This is a genomic window from Nonomuraea sp. CA-141351, from assembly GCF_050944675.1.
Taxonomy (GTDB): Bacteria; Actinomycetota; Actinomycetes; order Streptosporangiales; family Streptosporangiaceae; genus Nonomuraea.
On the sequence record NZ_CP191982.1, the window covers coordinates 3,440,621 to 3,455,211 of the forward strand.

The 14,591-nt window shown below is 70.3% G+C and carries 13 protein-coding genes; 11 read left to right on the plus strand and 2 right to left on the minus strand.

Going from position 1 to position 14,591, the window contains the following annotated elements; all coding sequences use genetic code 11:
• Nucleotides 1–294 precede the first annotated feature (294 nt).
• The gene (locus ACQPWU_RS16425; RefSeq protein ID WP_433440841.1) at nt 295–2,847 is read left to right on the plus strand and encodes a BTAD domain-containing putative transcriptional regulator; all 2,553 of its coding nucleotides are present in this window, start codon (nt 295–297) and stop codon (nt 2,845–2,847) included.
• Between the two features lie 17 nt (nt 2,848–2,864).
• Here the strand turns inward: ACQPWU_RS16425 and ACQPWU_RS16430 are convergent, their stop codons facing one another.
• Nucleotides 2,865–3,767, minus strand: coding sequence for an ABC transporter ATP-binding protein (locus ACQPWU_RS16430; protein WP_433440843.1), 903 nt, complete (start codon nt 3,765–3,767; stop codon nt 2,865–2,867).
• Nucleotides 3,768–4,052: 285 nt separating this feature from the next.
• Here ACQPWU_RS16430 and ACQPWU_RS16435 point away from each other — a divergent pair, with 285 nt between their 5' ends.
• From ACQPWU_RS16435 to ACQPWU_RS16480, 10 genes are all read left to right on the plus strand, one after another.
• Nucleotides 4,053–4,427: a VOC family protein gene (locus ACQPWU_RS16435; protein WP_433440845.1), complete on the plus strand. Its 375-nt coding sequence runs from the start codon at nt 4,053–4,055 to the stop codon at nt 4,425–4,427.
• Nucleotides 4,428–4,662: 235 nt separating this feature from the next.
• Nucleotides 4,663–5,625, plus strand: coding sequence for a DUF6772 family protein (locus ACQPWU_RS16440; RefSeq protein ID WP_433440846.1), 963 nt, complete (start codon nt 4,663–4,665; stop codon nt 5,623–5,625).
• 8 nt (nt 5,626–5,633) lie between these two features.
• Nucleotides 5,634–5,966 carry a hypothetical protein gene (locus ACQPWU_RS16445; protein ID WP_433440848.1) on the plus strand — a complete coding sequence of 111 codons (333 nt, stop codon included), beginning with the start codon at nt 5,634–5,636 and terminating at the stop codon, nt 5,964–5,966.
• Nucleotides 5,967–5,979: 13 nt separating this feature from the next.
• Nucleotides 5,980–7,497 (plus strand): ABC transporter substrate-binding protein, encoded by a 1,518-nt coding sequence (locus ACQPWU_RS16450; RefSeq protein WP_433440850.1) that lies wholly within the window; start codon nt 5,980–5,982, stop codon nt 7,495–7,497.
• 21 nt (nt 7,498–7,518) lie between these two features.
• Nucleotides 7,519–8,574: a LacI family DNA-binding transcriptional regulator gene (locus tag ACQPWU_RS16455; RefSeq protein ID WP_433440852.1), complete on the plus strand. Its 1,056-nt coding sequence runs from the start codon at nt 7,519–7,521 to the stop codon at nt 8,572–8,574.
• Entirely contained in the window at nt 8,571–9,497 is a 927-nt protein-coding gene (locus ACQPWU_RS16460) for an ABC transporter permease (protein ID WP_433440854.1), read from the plus strand. The genes ACQPWU_RS16455 and ACQPWU_RS16460 overlap by 4 nt, the downstream gene beginning before the upstream one ends.
• A complete protein-coding gene (locus ACQPWU_RS16465) occupies nt 9,497–10,351 on the plus strand; it encodes an ABC transporter permease (protein ID WP_433440856.1) in 855 nt (284 codons plus the stop codon). The genes ACQPWU_RS16460 and ACQPWU_RS16465 overlap by 1 nt, the downstream gene beginning before the upstream one ends.
• A 2-nt stretch (nt 10,352–10,353) precedes the next feature.
• Nucleotides 10,354–11,343, plus strand: a complete 990-nt coding sequence (locus ACQPWU_RS16470; protein WP_433440858.1) for an ABC transporter ATP-binding protein — start codon at nt 10,354–10,356, stop codon at nt 11,341–11,343.
• On the plus strand, nt 11,327–12,355 hold the full coding sequence (locus tag ACQPWU_RS16475) for an ABC transporter ATP-binding protein (RefSeq protein ID WP_433440859.1): 1,029 nt from the start codon (nt 11,327–11,329) through the stop codon (nt 12,353–12,355). Before ACQPWU_RS16470 ends, ACQPWU_RS16475 begins: the two co-directional genes overlap by 17 nt.
• 3 nt (nt 12,356–12,358) lie before the next feature.
• Complete coding sequence (locus ACQPWU_RS16480) at nt 12,359–13,537, plus strand: phospholipase D-like domain-containing protein (RefSeq protein WP_433440861.1); 1,179 nt, start codon at nt 12,359–12,361, stop codon at nt 13,535–13,537.
• 48 nt (nt 13,538–13,585) lie between these two features.
• On the opposite strand, the gene ACQPWU_RS16485 is transcribed toward ACQPWU_RS16480, so the two are convergent.
• Complete coding sequence (locus ACQPWU_RS16485; protein WP_433440863.1) at nt 13,586–14,524, minus strand: LysR family transcriptional regulator; 939 nt, start codon at nt 14,522–14,524, stop codon at nt 13,586–13,588.
• Nucleotides 14,525–14,591 lie beyond the last annotated feature (67 nt).

A 14,591-nucleotide genomic window follows, 5' to 3' on the forward strand; every position in this document is an offset into this window, starting at 1 on the left:
AAGTCAGGATCGTCACACTTGTGACAGCCAAGGTGACTGTGCCCGCGCATGATGACAGAGCTGTCCATGTGGGAGATGATCGGGGAGCGACAGAGGGGGCATCTGCTGTTGATGCACTTTGGAATCCTGGGGCAACCGACAATATGGCAACAAGGAAACGAGATCAGGCTGGCCACCCGTCGGTCGCGTGCGGTGCTGGCCCATCTGTTGCTGAGCACAACCCGCTCGGCATCGGTTGACAGCCTTATTGACGCGATATATGGCGACACGCCTACAAAGAGCGCCAGAAACCAGGTGCACCGTGGCGTCGGCGAGCTCAGGCGCAGCGGCGTCACGATCGACGTGCACGACAACGTCTACAAGCTCGAGGCGGCCGAGGACAGCATCGACGCCTTCATTTTCATGCGCATGTACGACCAGGCCTGCCTGCTGGCCGACAAGCGTGACCACGCCCAGGCCGCCAAGACCCTGGACGCCGCGCTCAAGCTGTGGCGAGGATCGGCGCTTTCCGGCCTCGACAGCGAGACGTTCGTCGCGGAGGCGGCCGTATGGAACGAGCGGCGGCTGGCCGCCATCGAGGCTCGCATTGACGCGGATCTGGCGCTGGGACGGCACCGCGAGGTGATCGCCGAGATCCAGCACCTGGCGGACCAGCACCCCTTGAAGGAACGCTTCTGCGCCCAGCTCATGATCGCTCTTTACCGTTCCCAGCGGGGCAGCGAGGCGTTGCAGGCGTTCACCGATTTGGAGGAGCGGCTGCGGGAGGAGCTCGGCACGGATCCCAGCCCCACGCTGCGCGACCTGAGGCTCCAGATCCTCCGTCAGGACTCCGCGCTGGAGCTGACGCACCTGGTCGCGGACGTGCCCAGGCAACTGCCTGCCCGTCCGGGCGTGCTCGCCGGGCGGGACGGCGTACTGCGCGAGATCGTCGACGGGCTGACCGAGCAGGCGTCCTCACCCCTGGTGGTGGTCACCGGCTCGAGCGGGGTCGGCAAGACCGCGGTGAGCCTGGAGGCGGCCCACCGCGTGGCCGGCCGTTTCCCGGACGGACAGCTGTTCGCCGACGATCTCGGCGACCCCGGCAAGGTGCTGGCGGGATTCCTGACCGCGCTCGGGGTGGCGGCCGAGGAGATCCCTGAGGGCGCCGGGGCGCGTGCCGCCCTTCTGCGCAGCGTGCTGGCCGTCCGGCATGTGCTGATCGTGCTGGACGGCGTGACCGACCCCGGGCAGGTGTGGCCGTTCCTGCCCGGCCACGCCGGGTGCGCCGTGCTCGTGACCAGCAGCTCACCGCTCGCTCTGCCACGTGACGCCGTCACGGTGGACGTCACGCCGCTGGACGCCCCCGCGGCCAGGACCCTGCTGGCCGCCGGGGCCGGCCGGCAGCGGATGCAGGCCGAGCCCGCGGCGGCCAACCGGATCGTGCAGCTGTGCGCCGGGCTGCCGGTGGCCCTCGACATCGGGGCGGCCAAGCTGGCCGCCCGGCCGCACCTGAGCCTGCAGCGCCTGGCCGAACGCCTCTCCGACCCGGCGCGGATCCTCGGCGAGCTCACTTACGGTGGCAAGAGCATCACTCCGACGCTGCTGGGCGGATATCAGGCGCTGCCCGCCGAGCCGCGCTCGCTCATCCGCAGGATCGGTTACCTGGGCATCTCCCAGGTCACCGCCGCGATCGCCGCCGCGCTCGCCGACGTCCCCGTGGACACCGCCGAGGAGCTGCTGGAGGAGCTGGCCGAGAGCCACTTCGTCACAGCCCTGCCGGACGGCGTGCGCTACCACTGCCACGAGCTGCTGCTCGGGTTCGGCGGCGCCCGCGCCCGCGTGGAGGACGACGAGCAGGAGCTGACCGCGGCCGTGGGCCGTGTCTTCGGCGGCTGGCTGGCACTGACCGACGCGGCCCACGCCTCGATGCGGGGCAAGGACAACTCCATCCCGCGCGGCACGGCGCCCCGCTACCGGCCCGCCGGGGTACGGGCGCGGACCGGCGAGGGCTCGGCCTGGTTCGAGGCGAACATCGACATCAACCTCGCCCTCGTACGCCGCGCCGCGGCCTTCCCCGAGACCTGCTGGGAGCTGGCCATCGCGCCTCTGGCGCTCTTCGAGGCCGGCGCCCGCTTCGACGTCTGGCTGGAGTCGCACCAGCTCGCCCTGACCAGCGTCACGAACGCGGGCAACCTGCGCGGCCAGGCCGTACTGACGTACTCCCTGGGCTACCGCGCGCTGCTGGTGGGCGACCACACCGGCGCGGCCTACCACCTGGAGGAGGCACTGGCGATCTTCCAGCGCCTGGGCGACGACCACGGCCGGGGGCTGACCCTGCGCCTGCTCGGCGACCTCGACCGCATCAACCAGACCCCGGCCACCGCGCGGGAGGTCTACCAGGAGGCCGCGGCGGCGTTGCACCGCAGCGGCGACGTGATCGCCGAGGCCGACGCCCTGGTCGGGCTGGCGACGGTGCTGCACAGCACCGGCGAGGAGGCCGCCTCACAGGACTGCCTGGACCGCGCGCTCAGCCTGTGCCGCGACACGGGCAGCCTGCGCAGCGAGGCCCGCATCCGCCGCGCGGTGGCCATGCACGCGGCCAAGGCCGGTACGCCGGAGAAGGCCTACCCGAAGCTGATCGAGGCATTGGAGATCGCCATCCACATCGGCGACCGGGTGGTGCAGTCCGACATCCTGCTCGACCTCGGGACGACGCGGATCCTGCTCGGCGACCCCAAGGCCGCCTACGACGACCTGGCTACCGCTGAGGAGATCGCCCGGGTCTCGGGGATGAAGCGCACCGCGTCCAGGGCCAAGCTGGCCCGTGCCTTCATCAACGGCAACGGCCTGGCCACCCGGGGGACCTGAGGGTGGCAGGCCGGGGTCTAGCAGGCCTCGCCCCTGATGTCGGCCGCGTCGGCGGTGGCCGTGGTGAAGGCCGTGCGCAGGCTGCGTTCCACGGTGACGCCGAACAGCGCGATGCCCGCGTCGCGGGCGAGTTCGCCCAGCTGGGTGGAGGTCAGGCCGCTGATCAGGATGCGCTGGCCGTTGGTTTCGAGGATCTGGCCGCCCGCCCGGCTCACGGCGGCGCCGAGCGCCTGCGGCTGATCGGAAAGGACGCTGATGGCCTGGGGCTGGAAACGGTCGATGAAGGCCCCCGCCGAGCCGCTGCCCACGACTTTGCTCCGCGCGATCACCACCAGGTCGTCCACCAGGTCTTCCAGCTCGGCCAGCAGGTGGCTGGCGATGAACACGGTGCGCCCGTCGTCGCGTAAGCCGCGCAGGACGTTCTTGATCCAGGCGATGCCCGCGGGGTCGAGGCCGTTCATGGGCTCGTCCAGGATCAGGATCTCCGGATCGCCGGCCAGTGCGATGGCCAGCGCGAGGCGCTGCAGCATGCCGCGGGAGAACGCGCCCGTGCGCTGGCCGGCCATCTCGGTGAGCCCGACCCGGTCGAGCAACTCCTCGGCGTCCGCTCCGGCGCCGGCCAGCCGGGCGGCCCAGCGCACGCTGTCGATGGCCCGGCGGCCGGGGTGGGTGCAGTGGCCGTCCAGCACCGCGCCGACCTTGCGGCTGGGAACCGGCCACTCGTGGAGAGGCCTGCCGTCGATGTGCGCCGAGCCGGAGGTGGGGTGGACGAGTTCGAGGAAAAGGCGGAGCGTGGTCGTTTTACCTGCCCCATTGGGCCCCAGAAAGCCGGTGATCGCCCCCGCCCGCACCGCGAAGCTGACATTGCTCACCGCGACGAGTGAGCCGAATCGTTTGGTGAGGTTGTCTGCCCGCAGCATCGGCCTCATAGTCAGCGCGCCCCATTCCGCTGCCGGCCGAGGGCCGGGGGCGCCATATGGAAATTGCCCGCAATTCCCCGAGCCGGCGCAATCGCGTTGATCACAGTCAGGGGCCACATGTAAACACCCGGTCAACAAGGTGTCAATACTGCCGCGCCGAGACCGGGTCCGGCAGGCGTCTAACATGTTCGATGTACGGCTGGCGCTCGGCTCCTGCATCGTCCAGCGTCAGCCGTACTTCACAGGGCTGTGGTGACCGGCCGGCCGCGGTGACAGCATGTGATCATGGCGCGCATCCACGACATCGTCATCGACTGCCGGCATCCCGCCTCGCTGGCCCGCTTCTGGGCGCAGGCGCTGGAGGGCTACCAGGTCGCTCCCTACGACGAGGCCGAGCTGGAGCGCCTGCGGAGCAACGGCATCGACGATCCCGAGGACGATCCGACCGTCCTGGTGGAGGCCGGGCCCGGTGTCAGGCCGCGCTTCTTCTTCACGCTCGTGCCCGAGCGCAAGGTGGTGAAGAACCGCATGCATCTCGACCTGACGGCCGACGACACCGAGGCCGAGGTGCGCAGGCTGGGCGCGCGCGTGCTGGCCGAGCACGACGACTGGGTGACGATGGCCGATCCCGAGGGCAACGAGTTCTGCGTCATGCGCTGACGCCCCCGCTTGGCGATCCCGCACGCCGCGAGAGGCGGCTCGGGACGGCCTCCGCTCGTCCAGCCGGGGCGTGACGGTGAGTCCAGGCGCCTGAGCGGTCGGTGAGGTACGAGGGATCTCCCGTCCCTTGACATCCGCGGATGCGGCAAGTTAGCGTCCTCGAAACCTGGGATTAACGTTCACGTGAACGTTCATTCTGGCGTCTGGAATTTCTATGGGAAGGACGCCTTTGAGCGTGGAGACCACCCATGTTCCGGCCGAGGACCTACGGCGCGCGCTGATCGCGGCGGATCCGAAGCTGTCCAAGTTCAACCCCCTGCCCCGCATACTCGCCTTCGACGAGTTCAACACCGGAACGCACGGCTGGTGCGAGCTCATCGGCAATCACGACGGCCATGGAAACCTCGACACGGTGGACGTGCACATGCGCGACTTCCGGCCGCCGCAGCTCAGCTCGTGCGATTTCTTCGACATCGGCACGCACGCCGCGATGAGCGGCAACTACGCGCTCAAGGTCGCCACCCGCCCGGTCACCGGCCACACGGCGGTCGCGATCCGCCGCCTGACCATGGCCAAGCGCGGCGTGGTGCAGTTCGAGACGTACTTCACCTACAAGAGCGAGGCGGCCACGGCCGAATCGTCGCTCGGCAACAACTTCGGCGACATCGAGTGGGACGGGAACCTGCACCCGTCCGAGGCCCAGTTCGGGGCGTTCACCGTGGCCACGGACCTGTGCGACGGCGAGGGCATCCGCTATCACTGCGTCGCCCGCTACCAGAACACCGACCTGGACAACAGGTTCACCAGGCGCTGGGTCTACCCCGTGGTGCCCGAGCCCACGCCCAGGGAGAACCTGCACAACCAGGAGAACCTGTCTCCCGTCGAGGACTTCACCGCCCCGAACCCGGAGGACTGGCGCCCGCTGGACGAGGAGCCGCAGTACCTCTGCTACAACGAGGTCCCGACGAAGGTCAACTGGCATTACCTGCGCTGGCAGTTCGACACCAGGACCAGGACCAATGTCGAGCTCCAGGTGAATGACCGGATCATGGACATGCGCCAGGTCCCGGTCCCGCAGTACCCGGACAAGTACGAGGGCCTGGAGAACCTGCTCAATTTCTACGTGAGCGTGCGCACCCATTCCCCGGTGCGCAATTTCCTCTTCCTCGATTCCGCACTGATTTCCGTGGATTGGTGAACACCGGCATGAGGCATGCTCTTACCGCCGTACTGGAGCGCAACACCACTTTCACCAAGGATTTCGTCACCGAGCCGTACGAGGCCGGATGGGCGGCCGAGGCGCGCTGGTTCGTGCGGACGCTGGAGCTGGAGGGCCGCGAACTGCGCCTGACCGCCCAGATCTCCCCCGACGGCCTGCACTGGTGCGACGACGACGAGAGCACCGAGCAGATCGTGAAGGATCCGGGCCTGGTGTCCCTCCGGGTGCGCGAGTTCGGCCACTGGCTGCGGCTGCGGGCCACCCTGACGGGCGACGACCCGCGGGCCAAGGTGCTGATCTATCTGGCACTGAAAAGCTGAGAAAGGAACGGACATGGCAACAAGCAGGCGCCAGTTCCTGACCCTCCTGGGAGCCGCCGGCGCCTCACTCGCCGCCTGCGCCCCTGGCGGCCCGGCGACGGGATCGGCGTCGGGATCGAAACGGCCGTTCAGCGCCGCGTTCTACCAGGCGATCAACGACCTGGACCCGCACGGGGCGAGCGCCGTCGACGAGGCGTCCCTCCTCGCCAACCGGCAGATCTACGACACGCTCGTCGCCAGGGACGGCGAGCAACTCGTGCCGCGCCTGGCCACCTCGTGGAAACAGCCCGACGACAAGACATGGGAGTTCACCCTCCGCGAGGACGTCGTCTTCCACGACGGCACCAAGCTGACCTCGGCCGACGTCAAGGCGTCGCTGGAGCGGCTGGCCGCGTCCGACGGGCCGCAGAAACCCCTGTGGTCCGCCGTGGACACCGTCGAGGCCCCGGACGCGCGCACCATCAAGATCACCACCAAGGACCCGCTGGGCACAATGCTGGTGAACCTGACGCTGGCCTTCATCATCCCGGCCGCCCGGATCGGCAAGGCCGACCTGTCGCGCAGCCCGATCGGCAGCGGGCCGTTCGCCGTCGAGTCGTTCACGCCGTCGTCCCAGCTCCTGCTCAAGCCGGTGTCCGGCTACTGGGGCGGCGCGGCCAAGCTGCCCGGACTGCGACTGCCGTACATCCCCGAGGCCTCCACGCGCATCACCTCGCTGCAGAACGGCGAGGTGGACGTCACCTGGATCATCCCTCCCGACGAGCTCAAGCGGCTGGGCGGCGTGAGCGGCGTGAAGATCGACAGCAAGCCGGGCGTGAACTACTTCCTCGCCTGGTTCAACTGCGGCAAGAAACCCTTCTCCGACCCGCGGGTGCGCCGCGCCCTCCATCACGCGCTCGACATCAAGAGCATCGTCTCCAGCCTGTACGGCGACGCCGCCGCCGTCATGGACGCCCCCATCCCGTCGGCCGTCTTCGGCCACGCCCCCCAGCAGCCCTACGACTACGACCCCGAGCTGGCCAAGCGCGAGCTGGCGGAGGCCGGCTACGGCTCCGGCCTCCGCACCTCGATGATGTGGTTCAAGGACACCGGCCCGCTGGCCACCGAGCTGGCACAGTCGATCATCTCGGCCTGGTCCAAGGTCGGCGTCACCGTCGAGCCGCAGCAGATCGAGAAGGCCGCCTGGCTCAAGCGCCTGACCGCGCTCGACTGGGACATCGAGCTCCAGGTCAACACCGTGACCACGGGAGACGCCGACTACACGCTCGGCAGGCTCTACACCAGCGAGGCCAACCGCATGGGCTACAAGAACAAGGAGCTCGACGGCATCCTCGCCAAGGCGCGCTCCACGTCCGACCAGGACGAGCGCAAGTCGTTGTACGCCCAGGCATGCGAGATCATCTGGCGTGACGCGGTCGGCGTCTTCCCCGCGGCGCTGTCCAGCACGTACGGGCTGCGCTCCACGGTGACGGGATTCGTCCCGGCGGCCAACAGCCAGCCCGAGTTCCGCACGGTGTCGACCGCCGGATGATCCCTACGGAACGAGAGTGACATGCGCGAGGCACGCCGTACCACTCTGAAGGACATCGCCGAGAGCCTCGGCGTCTCGGTGAACACCGTCTCCCGTGCGCTGGCCGACAAGGACAGCGTCGGCGTGGAGACGAGGAACCGGGTGAAGGCCGAGGCCGAGCGGCTCGGCTACGTGCCGAACGTGACCGCCCGATCCCTGGTGCTGGGCTCGGCGAGCACGCTCGGCATGGTCATCACCAACCCGTCCAACCCGTTCTACTCCCAGCTCATCAGCGGGATGGAGCAGCGCTGCAGGGAGCACGGCTACTCCCTGCTGCTCATGGCGACCGAGGAGAGCCTGGACAACGAGCGGCGCGCGGCGGAGGAGCTGCTGCGGCGCGGCGTGGACGGCGTGCTCGTGGTGACCGTGCAGGAAGGGGCCGAGCACTGGCGGCGGTTCAGGTCGGCCGGGGTACCGCTGGTCCTGATCAACCGTGACGTGCCCGAGCTGAACACCGACCTGGTGGGCGTCGACCACGTGCGGGGCGGCTACGAGGCCGCCAGGCACGCCGTCGCCCAGGGCGCCAGGACGATCTACTTCCTGGAGGAGGACCTGCACGTCTCGTCGGTCGCCGACCGCGTCGAGGGCTACCGGCGGGCCATGGCCGACAGCGGCCTGCCCATCGAGCCTGACACCTTGATCAAGGTGCCGACCCGGCGGCTGGAGCAGAGCGCGATGCCGTGGGACCCGAGCGAGGCGTACCGGATGGCCAGGGAGGTCGTGCGGACCGCTCAGCGGCCGATGGCGTTCGTGGCCGGCAACGACTACTTCGCGCTCGCCGTCTACCGGGTGGCGAACGAGGAGAGCCTGCGCATCCCCGGCGACATACTGGTCGTCGGCTACGGAGGCCACCCGTTCGCCCCGTACGTGATCCCCTCGCTGACCACCGTCGAACTGCCCGCCGCCGAGATCGCCGTGTCGGCGGTCGACCACATGCTCCGGCGGCTGGGGCAGCCGGCGGCCGAGGGCCCGCCCGAGCAGATCCTCTTCCCGCCGCGGCTGGTCATCCGGGCGTCGAGCGGTGGGGGCGCCACATGACCGCCTTTCTCGGACGGCGGCTCGCCCAGGCGCTGCTGCAGATCTGGGGCGCCATCACGATCGTCTTCATCGCGCTGCGCGTGCTGCCGGGCGACCCGGCCGAGCTGATCCTCGGCAGCCAGGCCACGCCGGAGGCGCTGGAGGCGCTGCGCGACCGGCTCGGGCTGCGCGACCCCCTGCCCATCCAGTACGTGCACCACCTCCAGGACGTCGTCACCCTCGACTTCGGCCAGTCCTGGCGGCAGGGCGTCAGCGCTCTGGACGCCTGCCTGGAACGGCTGGGGCCGACCCTGTCGCTGTCCGTCTGGGCCATGGTGATCACCATCGTGCTGGGCTTCGCCGCCGGCTCCTTCGCCGCCCGCCGCGCGAACACCTGGGCCGACCACCTCGTCTCGGTGTCCTCGCTGGTCGGCCAGGCGTTGCCGCCGTTCTGGATCGGCATCATGCTGTCGCTGATCTTCGCGCGGTGGCTGCAGATCCTGCCGAGCACCGCCGACGGGAGCATGGTCAGCCTGCTGCTGCCGGCGCTCACGCTGGCGCTGCCGTTCGTCGGCTGGCTGGGCCGGCTCGTACGGACCGGGATCCTGGAGGAGATGAACCAGGACTACGTCCGCACGGCCCACGCCAAGGGGCTGAGCCACCGGGTCGTCTTCTACATCCACGTGCTGCGCAACACCCTGGTCCCGGTGGTGACCATGCTGGGCCTGCTCATGGGCTACTTCATCGCGAACGGCGTCATCGTCGAGGTGATCTTCGCCTGGCCCGGGATCGGATCATTGCTGATCGACTCGATCACCTTCCGCGACTACGCCGTGGTCGAGGCCGTCCTCACCGTGATCACGGTCTGCTACATCCTGCTCAACCTGCTGGTCGACGTGCTCTACGTGTACCTCGACCCCAGGATCCAGTTGGAGAACGCCTGATGTCAGTGAAAGCCCCGAGCCGGCCGGCCGGGTTGCCGCTGCGGGCCCGCCTGGCGCTCGGGACCGTGCTGCTGTTCGTGGTGGCCGGCGTGCTCGGGCCGCTGCTGGCGCCGTTCGACGCCGCCCGCACCAGCCCCGTCGACCGCCTGCTGCCGCCGGGGACCCGGCTGTCCGACGGCGCCGTCGCCTGGCTCGGCACCAATCAGGTCGGACAGGACATCCTGGCCGAGGTGCTGGCCGGGATGCGCACGTCGTTGACCGTGGCTCTGGTGACCGTGCTCGTCGGCGGGACGGCCGGGCTGGTGCTCGGGCTGCTCGCCGGCTACTTCGGCGGCTGGGCCGACGGGATCATCTCCAGGGTCGGCGACATCCAGCTCGCCTTCCCCAGCCTGCTCCTGGCGATCCTGCTGGCAGGAGTGCTCGGACCGAGCATGGTGAACGTGATCATCGCGCTGGCGGTCACCCGGTGGGTGATCTTCGCCAGGGTGGTGCGCGGCTCGGCGCTCGCCGTGCGCGACAGGGAGTTCGTGGACTCGGCCCGGGTGATGGGAGCCTCGCACGGGCGCATCCTCATCCACTACATCCTGCCGTCGTGCCTGCCGCCGCTGCTCGTCGCGGCGACCGTGCAGGTCGGCCTGACCATGGTCGCCGAGGCGTCGCTGAGCTTCCTCGGCCTGGGCGTGCCGGCCTCCCAGGCGTCCTGGGGTGCGACGATCGCCGAGGGCCGCGACTACCTGGCGTCGGCCTGGTGGATCGCCGCCGCGCCCGGAGCCGCCCTGGCTCTCGTGGTGGTGAGCATCGGGGTCCTCGGCGACCTGCTGCGCGACGCCTCCGACCCGATGACGGAGCTGTGACCATGGGAAATCTCCTTGAGGTCGAGGACCTCGCCGTGGAGTTCGACACGCCGCAGGGGCCGCTGCGCGCGGTGCGCGGGGTGTCCTTCGAGGTCGGTGAGGCCGAGACGCTCGCGATCGTCGGGGAGTCCGGCAGCGGCAAGAGCGTGACCGCGCAGACGCTGATGGGCCTGGTGCCGCTGAACGCGCGGGTCGCGGGCGGCCGCGTCGCCATCGAGGGCCGCGACGTCGTCGGCCTGCCCGAGCGCGAATGGCGCGAGCTCCGCGGCGAACGCATCGCGATGATCTTCCAGGACCCGCTCAGCGCCCTGAACCCGTCGCTGACCGTGGGCTACCAGATCGCGGAGATGTTCCGCAGGCACCGCGGCACCCGCAGGGCCGAGGCCAGGCGGAAGGCGGCGGAACTGATGGCGCAGGTGGGCATCCCGGACGCCGAGCGGCGCCTGGACGACCACCCGCACCGCTTCTCCGGCGGCATGCGGCAGCGCGTGATGATCGCGATGGCGCTGGCGCTCGACCCGCGGCTGCTCATCGCCGACGAGCCGACCACCGCCCTCGACGTGACCGTCCAGGCGCAGATCCTGCGGCTGCTGCGGCAGCGCCAGCAGGCCCAGCGGCTCGGCATGATCCTCATCAGCCACGACCTCGGCGTGGTGGCGCGCGCCGCCGACCGCGTGGCCGTCATGTACGCGGGCCGCGTGGTCGAGACCGGCACCGTGGCCGAGGTGTACGAGCGGCCCGCCCACCCGTACACGCTGGGCCTGATGCGGGCGGTGCCCGATCCCCGCGACATCGGCGCCGAGCTGGAGGCCATCGAGGGCCAGCCGCCCGACCTCGCCGCGCCGCCCGCGGGCTGCTCCTTCCATCCGCGCTGCCCGTTCGCCAGGGACGTCTGCCGCACCGACGACCCCGCCCCGCGCGAGCTCGGCCCCCGCAGGGCCAGCGCCTGCCACTTCGCCGAGGAGGTGAGCCCGAATGCCGGCCGAGGCTGAGCCGCTGCTGGAGCTGGCCGACCTGGTCACCACCTACCGCCTGCGTGCCGGGATCGGCCGGCCGGGCGGCGAGGTGCGCGCCGTGGCCGGCGTCAGCCTGACCGTTCGCGCGGGCGAGACCGTCGGCCTGGTCGGCGAGTCCGGCTGCGGCAAGTCCACGATCGCGCGGACCATCGTCGGCCTGGTGCGCCCGTCCAGTGGCAAGGTCCTGTTCGAGGGCCGCGACCTGGCCACCCTGCCCGCCAGGGAGCTGCGCAGGCTGCGCCGGGAGATCCAGCTCGTCTTCCAGGACCCGTACGCCGCCCTCAACCCCCGCATGAGGGTCGCGGACCTGATCAAAGAGGCCTGGCGAATCCATCCGGGGCTGGTGCCGCGCGAGCGGTGGGACGAGGAGGTCCGCGCCCTGCTCGAGCGCGTCGGCCTGCGTCCGGAGCACGCCGGACGCTACCCCCACCAGTTCTCCGGCGGGCAGCGGCAGCGCATCAGCATCGCCCGCGCGCTCGCCGTCCGCCCCCGGCTGATCGTCTGCGACGAGGCGGTCTCCGCGCTCGACGTCTCGGTACGGGCCCAGATCCTCAACCTGCTGCGAGAGCTGCAGCGCGACCTGGGCGTGGCGTACCTGTTCATCTCCCACGACCTGGGCGTCGTCCGCCACCTGTGTGACCGGGTGGCGGTGATGTACCTGGGCAAGGTCGTCGAGACCGGCTCCAAGGAGGACGTCTACCGGAGCGCGGCCCACCCGTACACGCAGGCGCTGCTGTCGGCGGCGCCGAGCCTGGACGACTGGCGGGACGGCGAACACGGCGAGATCGTCCTGTCAGGAGATGTTCCCTCACCGTTGAACCCGCCTTCAGGCTGCCATTTCCGAACACGCTGCTGGAGGGCCCAAGATCGGTGCCGCGACGAGGAGCCGGCGCTCGTCGACCGGGACACGGGTCACCCGGTCGCGTGCCATTTCCCCGAAGCACCGGCAACACCCGCGGCCGATGGCGGCCGCACCCAGAAGGAGTGATCCATGCTTGGCAAGTCCCTGTCAGTGCTGGCCGCAGGCGCCCTCATGGCCGCGACCTCATTAGCGGCCGCCGGGCCGGCCTCGGCCGCCGCCTCCGCCTGCGCTGACGCCCCGGTTCCCGCCCGCGTCGCGACGACCGCCGTGTTCAACGACCCCGCGGGCAGAGACCCGGCCGCCCTCGTGCGCACGCTCTGCGGTCTCATCCGGCAGACCCCCGCGGGCGCCCGCATCCAGGTCGCCCACTTCGTCATGTCGGGCGCCGCGGGCACCGAATTCGCCGACGAGCTGATCAAGGCGCACCAGCGGGACGTGGACGTGCAGGTCATCCTGGACGGGGACACGCGCGGCGCGGCCATCGCCGCCAAGCTCTCGGCCGCGCTGGGCACCGACACCGGGTCCGGCTCCTGGACACACGTCTGCACCGGGCCGCCCTCCGGCGGCACCGCCGCCTGCATCGGCAACAAGGGACAGCACAACAAGTTCTACCTGTTCTCCCGCACCGGCGGCGCCTCCGACGTGGTGGTCCAGTCGTCGGCCAACCTGACCGACCTCAACTCCTCCACGTACTGGAACAACGCGGTCATCCTCCCCGGAAACCGGCGCCTGTACGACGCCTACACCGGCTACTTCGCCGACCTGGCCGCCGAGCGCAAGAACCTCGACTACTACCGGGTCGTCCAGACCGGCGGCCCCGGCGGATCGGTGCGGGCCGCCTTCTTCCCCAAGGCGGACGGCGACCCCATCGTCGACGAGCTCGACAAGGTGCCCTGCGAGGGCGGCACCACGATCCGGGCCGGCATGTCCGAGTGGGACACCTACCGCATCGCCATCCCGGCCAAGCTCCGCGACCTGGCCGCACGCGGCTGCACCGTCCGGATCGTGTACGGGATCATGGACGACGAGGTCAAGCAGCTGCTGCTGGCCGAGCCGCGCGTCGAGCTGCGCACCCTGGGCGACGGCGGCGCCCTCCCCGGCCGCGTGCACTCCAAGTACCTGCTGATCGAGGGCTCGTACGACGGCGACCGCGACGCCCACTGGGTGTTCACGGGCAGCCACAACTACATCGAGACGTCGCTGCGCCGCAACGACGAGACGCTGCTGAGGCTCAACGACAAGGGGATCTACCGGCAGTACGTGGCCAACTTCGAGCGCATGCGCGCCGTCGCGCCCCTGGCCGGCTGAGAACCCCGGGCTGGGCGGGCACACCGTGGTCGCCCAGCTCATCATCGGCTACGGCCAGACGGCGGTCCGGGCGGTCAGGGCCGGGGCCTCCTGGTGGAGGAGCTCGAGGAAGGCGTCCACCTGCGGGGTGGCGACGCGTCCCGCCTTGCGGTAGAGGCGGATCTCGCGCCGCCACAGCCGCCCGGGCAGCGCCCGGGTGACCACGTCGTCACCGAACACCGCCACCTGCGCGGCGAACGCCCCCAGGAACGCCACCCCCAAACCGGCCGTCACCAGGGCCGCGATGGTGGTTGCCTGCGCGATCACCAAGATCTCGACGGGGTCGGCGCCGACGCGGTCGAGCCTGTCGCGGTAGTCGGTCCAGCCCCCATAGGGGTCCCCGGTGACCATGACGGTCTCGCCTGCCAGCAGCCCGAGGTCCACCGGCGAGGCGGTGGCCAGGGGATGGCCTTTCGGAGCCACCAGCACGATCTTCTCGTGGAACAGGTGCTTCGAGGGGATGCCGTGGTGCACCTGCGGCACGTCCGACGTACGCAGGGCGATGTCGAGCTCGCCGTGGGCGATGGCCTCCTCCAGCTGCAGCGGGTCGCCCTCGCGCAGCACCACCGCGACTCCCGGGTGCAGCCGCCGGAACTTCTGCATCAGCGGCGCCAGGAGCACGGCGCTCAGCCCCGGGTAACCGCCCACCGTGACCCGGCCCTTGAGCTTGGTGTGCAGGGCGCGTACGTCGTCCACCCCCGCCTGGATCTCCGCCAGCGCCGCCCGCGCCTTGGGCAGGAACCTGGCGCCGACGGCGGTGAGGGTGACCTCCTTGCTGGTCCGGATGAGCAGCGTGCTGCCGAGCGCCTGCTCCAGGGCGGCCACATGCGCGCTCACCCGCGGTTGCGAGCGGCCCAGGGCGCGCCCCGCAGCGGTGAAGCTTCCATGATCCACGACGGCCACGAAGGTGGCCAGCCAGCTGAGCTGCAGGTCCAGGCGTTCGATCATCCGGAAAACGTATGGCTTTCAGTCGCACTATGGCAATAGACGAATGGTTATGTCCCGCATAGATTCG